Origin of the sequence: Alkalihalobacillus deserti (genome assembly GCF_020734105.1) — a bacterium.
Classification (GTDB): domain Bacteria; phylum Bacillota; class Bacilli; order Bacillales; family Bacillaceae_D; genus Halalkalibacter; species Halalkalibacter deserti.
Genome location: NZ_JAJAFR010000018.1, coordinates 21628 through 30538, shown reverse-complemented (window position 1 = coordinate 30538; position 8911 = coordinate 21628). Strand labels below are relative to the sequence as shown.

Here is an 8911-nt window from a genome sequence, read left to right as displayed (position 1 = left end):
TTTATCGAAATAATTGATTGGGGTTGTGAATTTTGAGTAATTCAAATTACCTACTGAGTTTCCTTGAGGCATTAAATGAAAAGGCTGCTGAAACAGCAGAGAAAATGGAAGAGATTATATTCTCAGACCCACAAGGAGCTATGTTCAGAGCGAGGCTCTTTGCAGAAGAGATAATAAAAGATGTATTTGTAATAGAAGAATATGATGAATATCAATTTCCTTCAGCATTTGAGCGAATTAATCATCTCTCTAAAGAAGGTGTATTAACCAGAGATATACAACAAGCTCTTGATACAATTAGGATTTCAGGAAATAAGGCAGTTCATAATGCAGACTTTGATGATATTTTCGATGCTTTAAAAGTATATAAAATGATGCATAAATTGGCAACATGGTACACGGAAGTTTATTCGACGGAAAACATTGCTATTCCGGAGTATCGTAATCCGAAGCCTCCAAAAGCGGAATTAAGTAAAGAGGATATAACTAGTTTTATACATGAGGCTTTAAAAGAGCATGGAAATGTTCAAAAAGAAGTTGAGGTTCATTCAGAAGTCACACAGGAAAAGCCGGAGAGTGAAGAAGAGCAAGACAATATTATCGATCTTAGCCTTCCTGTTGGTAAGAGCTACTTGTTAAGAGAAATGAGAAGGCTTCAAGATTCGGCCCAAGAAGCTGTTGAAAATGCTAATTCATTTAGTAGGTTTAAGGATTATATGCATGTTGAGCGTAAAATTCAAAAGGACTTTGAAAGTATACTTGAGAAAGCGCAGAGTGAACATGGGCCTCAGTTGATCCTTTTATGCGGAAGTGTAGGAGATGGGAAATCACATTTACTTGCTTATTTAAATGAGAATAAACCTCAGCTCCTTGAAGGGTTTCAGGTTTTAAATGATGCTACTGAAAGTTTCAGTCCAAATATGAATGCAATTGAGACATTGTCTGAACTTTTGGATGGATTCTCAGATGAGAAGATTTCAGATTCAAATGACCATATTATCCTGGCTATCAACTTAGGAGTTTTACATAATTTCATTACTCAAGAGCATGAAGGTAAGACTTTTAATGGATTGAAACAGTTTATTGATAATAGTCATTTATTTTCTCCAAATGTAACCACTAAGTATAGTGAGCAGTCATTTCATTTAGTAGGTTTCAGCGATTATCATGCATACGAATTAACAAAAGAGGGTCCAACATCAACATTCTTCGCAACGATTGTTGAACGAGTTTTTTCAGAAGATGAAAATAACCCTTTTTATATCGCTTATCAAGAAGATCTTAAGCTCAATCATAAGCTTATTATCCATGAGAATTACGAATTTCTTTTAAACAAGGATGTTCAACAAACGATCATTCAGTTGATTATCCAAGCAATTGTTAAGTACAAATTAGTTATCTCGGCACGTGCATTCTATAACTTCATCGCAGATCTTATTCTTCCTGACCAATACGAGGAAAAGCTTGATGGTGAGTGGACTCAATTTGAGAAGCTAAATCATACCGTCCCTAACTTATTATTTAGACGTCGTGAGCGGTCATTTATTTTACGAACGATGGTGGAGTTAGATCCAATTCATATACGTACTGAAGCAGTTGATAAAGTTATTATTGATGTTAACACATTTAGTGATTGGCAAGAGCTGATAACAAATTACATTAAGGATATTTCAACAGTTCAAGAATGGTTGAATCCTATCACTAATCAAGAAGAAGTTAGCTCGTATTCTGCAAATGTATTTACACAAGCACTTATACGCTTAACTTACTTAAGTAATAGAGAATTTGCAATTAACGCAACGCCAATTGCCTATAAAAAATATATGAATCACTTGTATTTCTTTAATAAAAAAGAGATAACCATGATTAGAACTCTTTATGATGAAGTAAAGACATCAATCTTCAAATGGAAAGGGAGTCCCAAAAAGAGTTATATCTATTTAAATAAAGCAAATGAAAAGTTCAGAGTAGCTCAATTCATAGACCTAAGGCCAAGCATTGACCATCTAACAACGAATCATGATGATGTGTTAACAAGTTTTAAACAGACACTTACAATTGCTTATCATGGAGGGGAAATTAAGGAGAAGCAATTAGTGGAAATTGATTATCCTCTTTATGAGTTATTGTTAAATGTACAGAATGGTTATTGTCCTAATAAAAAGGATGAAGAGGATGCCATAAAATTTGTGGAATTCATTGAAAAAATAATGAGATTTGGAAAACGTAACGAAGAGTTATTAATCCATATCCCATCTGAACAAAAAATATACAAGCTAGGGTTAGACGATTTTGGTGGGTTTGTGTATGAAAAGGAGTAGCAGATAAGGGATGAATTATTTATTAGATGTAGAGGAATTAAAAAACTTAATAAAACCAAAAACAAAAGGCATAGGTGTCACTCACGATACTGGGAAAATTACTGCTGTTTTGCCCTTTGTATCTAGCAAGAAGACAAATATTATAAAGTATAACTTTTCACAAGTTTTGGGTGAGTTTACTCGTTTACTTTCGAATGTAAAATTAGACGTAGAGAAAGAAGGCCAGGACTTAGAAACACATTTTGGAGAAAATGCTACATTATCTAAAGTGACTGAGGTTGTTATGTGTGAAAATGAAGACATTCGGTATGATTTACACCGTTTCCTAGATGATTTTCTATATGGAAACAGTAATAGAATAAAGCCTATTCACCCATATGTTTATAATTATTACCCTCTTTCAGAAAAGTCAAAGGAAGAGAAAAAGTTCGCTCAATTTACAAAAGACGTATTAATTGGGGAAAAGGATAAACTTTCATACCTATTCGAAAAAAATGAGGGAGAAGATATTTTGACTTCCCTTATTTTAAAGAAGTTAAACAACCTTGTGGATGTTGAAAAACCAAAAAGTTCTTATGCTCCAGTTTTAAATGTCATATCTGAGAGATTTAAAGAAGATTTAATTTTTATTAGTAAGTATAGAGATTACTTCTTGGAACATTATCCTTTATTGGTTCATTATTATTTCTTTCTATATGTAACTCAGCTTACTTTAAAATTTGATGAGTTTGAATCAGCCGATTATGCTCAAGTTCAACCGTTATATTTTGGTTTGGAATGGGAATCAATTAATAAGCGTAGGAAAGCTGCAAGTGAAATGGAAGGCTATAAAAGGCTTAAAGATAAAGCAAAACATTTATTTGTTCATATTCACACTTTATCTCAATTAAGTCATAATACTTTTAACCAAAATAAAATGTTTATGACTTATGTAGATATTTATAATACCTTAAATGAAACTAGTGAAGAGGACCAGACTACTTTTTTAAATAGCTTAAATGAATGGATAAAGGAATATATCGAGCGGTCAAAGATTGAAATTCCGTATGTTAGGTCAGAAAATGTTAAAGAAGCTTTTAGAATGCTTTTTAAATGCTTAAAAGAAGGAATGAGTACCCCTGTTGTTTTGAAATATGGTACATCTGTTGAGGATACCGCTGTTGATAAATTTCTAAAAGTAAGAGGTAACCTCGGTTATACATTGAACTTAACTCAAGACTTCTTACTAATGATTACAGCAGTTGCTGTTAAGAATGATCGAATCCCTCTTAAGCAATTGTTCGAGGAGTTCGAGAAAAGAGGAATAGCTCTTGATCGCTATTCACAGAAAGAGGTTATAGAATTGCTAGATAATTTAAATATACTAGACAAGAAAAGTGATAGTGGTGATGCACAGTATGTTAAACCAATTTTATAAATATGTAGGAGAGTTACTTTTAGATTTCTTTGCAAAGACAAGTTTATCAAAGGGAGATCGTTTTTATTTGCAATTGGATAGTCCTGAAGAAGTAGCTGAACTGGTTTCTAACCTTAAAGAAAGTTCATTAGCAAATCCATTTATCTATAAGCATTCTCTTGGAGATGAGTATGAAACTGCCTACCTCGAAATAAATAATATGAAGTTAGTGATTGCTCATACTTCAACTGATGTTAAACCTGATTTTCTTGTTACTTTAAGAAATCAGGTCGGGGAGCAATATGGGGTATGGAAAGGAACGGCTCTTTTAAGTATTGTATCTGAGCAGTTAGATAGTATCCAAGGGGGAAGTAGTGACCTTCAGAAGGAAGGGATGCCGCTCCATCCTACATCTCTATTTAAAAGGATTAAGGCTGAGATTGAAAACAGTGTTTTGTCAAAGAACGAACAGTTAATTTTACTTGATAACCTAAATCATTTAATGGACGATCATGCGATTCTCCAATTAACTCTTTTAGACTTTGAAGATATTTTTGATGTGTTAATTAAGGGGTCACTCGAGGATAAGGATTATAAGAACTTTGGTTTATTTAAAGATGATGAGTTAGCTACGTTTACTGGTAACAAGCTAAAAGAACGTTTAAATCGAAACAGAGAATTGTTTGATTATGTAAAGAAATCACACGACTTCGGCTCTTTTGAAGAAGATCTTGAAAAAAGATTCTCAGTTAGAGGAGTGCCAGAACTCAAAAAAGAAGAGTGGACGGATGTTCCCTTTCAAAGTGTAAATCGGTATGCAGAGGAAAAGGATAAAGAAAATAAAAGTACTAAAGTTGAATTAAAACATTTGAAATTAGAAAGCGGACAAGTCTATTGGGAAAAGCCTCTCTCTGAAACAGCAGCTGGAAAAAGAAAGAGGCATGTAGTTATCTTTAATCCAAATGTAGATGACAATGTAGAAGTACAAGTAGCCTTTGATATTGAGGGAAGTAAAGAAAAAAGTTTAGTTCGAGATTATTTTACTGTCTCTAAAAGTTCTTTAGTAACCTTAGATGTAAAGCGAACGAATGCAAATTTAAATATTCACACTCAAAAAAACAGCCCTACTTTTGTAAGAGTTGCTTATAAACATGAGAATAAAGCTTCTCAAGGAAGTGAATTTCACATTACGGTTATCCCATTTGATGAAACGATTCTATTAGAATTAAAGACTCGATATATTGTTAATGTAAAAAATCAATGTATTGAACTTGAATCTGAAACTGAAGAGATCAAAATTGGGAGAGGAATAAACTCAGAAAAAGTTGAGATCACTGAATCTAATCAAATAATTGAATTAGAGGAAGATACAGAATTAAAGATATTGCCTCAGGCTGATGCATTTGATGAAGAGGATAACTTATTCTTTAATATTAAATATAATGATTGTACCCTACCAATTCTTTTGAAAAATGATTTGCCAGAATCTATTCCTATCACTGGAATGCGGTTGTGGAGAATGAAACGGGAATTAAGTCAGGATTTTAAAAAGACTAACAACCGCTTAGTGATTGGTAGTAGAGAATTCTATATTCATCAAGAGTATAAACAGTTCCTTGAATGGGAAGAGACTTGGATTGAAAAAGGAATTCAAAGTGCTACTTTGGATGCGGATGAGGTACTAGAAACTCCACTAGAACTACATGAAGATTTACGGGAAGCTTATAGTAGATTTATTCAATATTTTAGGATCAATAAAGGGACACCAAGTTTGTGTCATATTAGCGAAGCACTTAAAGAAAGAGCAGTTGAATATATAAAAGAGTACCTAAAGCAGATTGGACTATTTGAGGAAGGAAGGGCTCCAGGTAGTAAGGGACGGAATCTGATGAAGTTAGGTGTAATGGAATCAGGAGGGCAAATGTATCTAACGCCTTTCCATCCACTTGTAATTGCGTATCAATTATCCTTAGCGGAGCAATTAAAGCAGGAAGAATTGGATCCTAGTATATTAACAAGATTAAATGCAGATGCGTTACTTCCATATATATATAATCATAATGATCAGTTATACAAACCAGATAGCCACACGGCTGCTTTAGAATGGGTCATATTTAAGCCAGTTAGGGAAGTAACAGTATCGGATGCAAGCCAGTTTTTAGCAAAGGTTGTTCAAGATAAAATAAACCAGTTTGAGGAACATTTTAATTATCTATTTATTAGTGATTCTAAGGCTCCAATAAAACTTAATGTCGTTAATATCACAAATGATAAAGAAGTATTAAAAGGGATTATAAATTGGTTAGTACAACGTATCAAAACAAAAGGCGTTGAAGCTTTAAACCCTGTTGAAGTTACAATTTATCAAGATCAATTACAACAAAGTGCCTTTGATCAGTTTTCTAGATTAGAATCAATCGAAACGATTAAGGAGTTTCTAGATATTCCTTTCAAGACGCAAAAGTACGATGAAAATGACATAATTCGTTTCATTCGAGAAAACTTATTCTATTACAAGCAGAAAATTGATAGTGATTATCGTTATGCTCATATTTCTTTTTATAAGATGCAATCACAGGAAAATTATGCGTTGCAACCTATGGAAGAAATGAGAACGGGGATTTCTCTTGATGGGTTAGTGACGACAATTCCTTCTATGAAGGGGGAAGAAGATTATAGGAGTGGCTTTGGAGTAAGAGGTGCAGACATAGGTGACAATCTGCTATTAAATACAGCCTATTATGTGAATGAACTAGCTGCTAATATGAGGAATGATGGATCCGATACGTACCGGAAAGGCGAATCAATTGTCTCCAGGACTGCTAATGAAGATGAAGAAACATTACAAAGAATTTTCAAATCTTCGTATTGGGTTACTTTTATCGATCCTAGTGTCGATTTAGCCTTTTTCCAAGAATATGATCGAAGTTTAGTTGTCATTCATTATAATGATCAGTACACATCTTCCAGCCGCTATGATGCCATTACTGTCACTGATAAATCAGATCAGTTCAATTTAGTTATTAGAGAATATCTCGCAACTAAAGACGTTGAAGCTGATGAGAAAAGTGTTGCGAATACAATCAAAGCATTTAATACATTTAATGGAGAGTGGCTATTACGAATTATCGGAAGTAAAGGTCAGTTCTCTAGAGAAAAGTTAAGTATTATCTCTGCGATTAAATACAGTCTTTCATATTTTAACCATGACAATATACTTTGGGTTCCAATTTCTTTGGAGGAGATCTTAAGAGTAGCTGGTGCTGTAAATCTAAATAGGCGTGATGGAGTGTTTACAGCGAAAAACCTTGGAGTTAGAGGTACACATAGTGACGACCTACTTCTAATTGGGTTAGAAGAAGATGATGAGAAACTAAAGCTGCATTATTACCCGGTTGAAGTTAAGATTGGCATTAACTCATCAACGGTTATCGAAAAAGCAAGAGGTCAAATAAAAAATACAAGAAAGCTCTTTGAAACGCAGCTTCAGAAGAGTGTTGATATTAAATTTAAAAACATCTTCTACCGTAACTTCTTTGCTCAATTATTTATTTCAAATGCAGCAAGGTTAAAGCAGAGCCACTTTTGGGAAGAAAAGGAATATACTTTAGCTGATTCAATCATACAAAGGCTTCTAAATGATGATTACGAGATCTCTAATGATTTAAAAACGTTAATTGGTAATGGTGCGATTCTCTCTTTCCAAAAAGATGCCTTTCATCGTACTGCAGAGTTAAGTGAGGGTATTATGGTAGTAAACCTTACTGAAGAAGATGGATATCGTGGGATTACAGAATCCATTAATGAGTTGGCTAATCGAATTCAAGAAGGAAAGACTGACTTTGAGAAGGAGAAATTGTTGAGTTATAACTATAAATACTCGTCAAACGAACAGCAACAGATGGTTGCGGATCCTCCAGATTCTGCTGGTTATGAACTTACATCTAACAGTGGTAGAAGCAGAGTTGAGGGAGAGGAAGAAAACAAGGAGGATTTAATCGATCAATCTAATGGGGGAACAGAAGTAATCCCGCCTAATGATCCAACTAAAACATACCTAGAAGACACTCGAATCCTTATAGGCAAACTCGATAATTCAAATCGCAACATCTATTGGGAATATGGTAATCCAGGTCTCGCTAATAGACATTTATTGATATCTGGGAAATCGGGACAAGGTAAAACATACTTCATGCAATGTCTGTTGTTAGAAAAAGCTAAAAATGGGCTATCCAGTATTGTCATTGACTACACTGAGGGATTCTTACCGAATCAACTTGAGCCTGAGTTTACAGGAGCTCTCGGAGAACAACTTAAGCAACAAATCGTCTATAGTGAAAAATTCCCTATTAACCCGTTTAAACGAGCAGAACGAGAAATTGGTGGAATAAAGTTACCAGAAAATGAAACTGATGTTGCGGAAAGAATTAAGAGTGTGTTTGGATCTGTGTATTCATCACTAGGGGTGCAACAGCTTAATGCGATTTATGAAGCAACACGTAACGGTGTTCAAAAGTATGGCGACAGTATGGATTTATTAAAGCTAAAAATAGAATTAGAAGAGGAAGGTTCGAGTTACTCCAAAACTGCCCTTTCTCAAGTTAGAAATCTGATTGATCGAAATCCATTTAATCCATTAGATAGTTTGAACTGGAAAGAAATCATCGATGCTAATGGTATGGTCTATATCATCCAATTAACAGGTTACCCAAGAGATGTTCAGTTAATGATAACGGAATTCATTTTATGGGATCTTTGGAGTTATTCTGTTCGCAATGGACATAAGAATATTCCAATGCCTGTTGTGATGGATGAAGCGCAAAATCTCGATCACACCGAGAAATCACCTTCAGCACGTATCTTAACAGAGGGACGAAAATTTGGTTGGTCCGCTTGGTATGCAACGCAATTCTTAAAATCGCAACTAAGCACGGATGAGTTAGCCCGATTACAAAATGCATCTCAGAAGATTTATTTTTCACCACCAGAGCAGGAAGTTTCACATATAGCTGCTAGTCTTTCACAGAGCCCAGCAGAGAAAAAAGAATGGGAAAACAAGCTGTCTAGTTTGAAAAAAGGTCAGTGTATTGTACATGGACCAGTACTTGATAGTCGTGGCGAATTAACAAAACCAATTGTCTCAATTGTTAATATTTCACCATTAAGTGAACGTTTTTAAACTTAAAAACCACCC

3 protein-coding genes are annotated in these 8911 nt (G+C 34.3%); all 3 read left to right on the top strand.

All coding sequences use genetic code 11. From position 1 onward, the window contains the following. The first annotated feature begins 32 nt into the window (after positions 1-32). The 3 genes from dptF to dptH are packed head-to-tail and all read left to right on the top strand — an operon-like array spanning position 33 to position 8896. On the top strand, positions 33-2321 hold the full coding sequence (gene dptF, locus LDX58_RS20795) for a DNA phosphorothioation-dependent restriction protein DptF (RefSeq protein WP_227939016.1): 2289 nt from the start codon (positions 33-35) through the stop codon (positions 2319-2321). A 10-nt stretch (positions 2322-2331) separates the two neighbouring features. After that, positions 2332-3738, top strand: a complete 1407-nt coding sequence (gene dptG / locus LDX58_RS20790; RefSeq protein WP_227939015.1) for a DNA phosphorothioation-dependent restriction protein DptG — start codon at positions 2332-2334, stop codon at positions 3736-3738. Then, entirely contained in the window at positions 3719-8896 is a 5178-nt protein-coding gene (dptH, locus tag LDX58_RS20785) for a DNA phosphorothioation-dependent restriction protein DptH (RefSeq protein WP_227939012.1), read from the top strand. The genes dptG and dptH overlap by 20 nt, the downstream gene beginning before the upstream one ends. Positions 8897-8911: the final 15 nt, after the last annotated feature.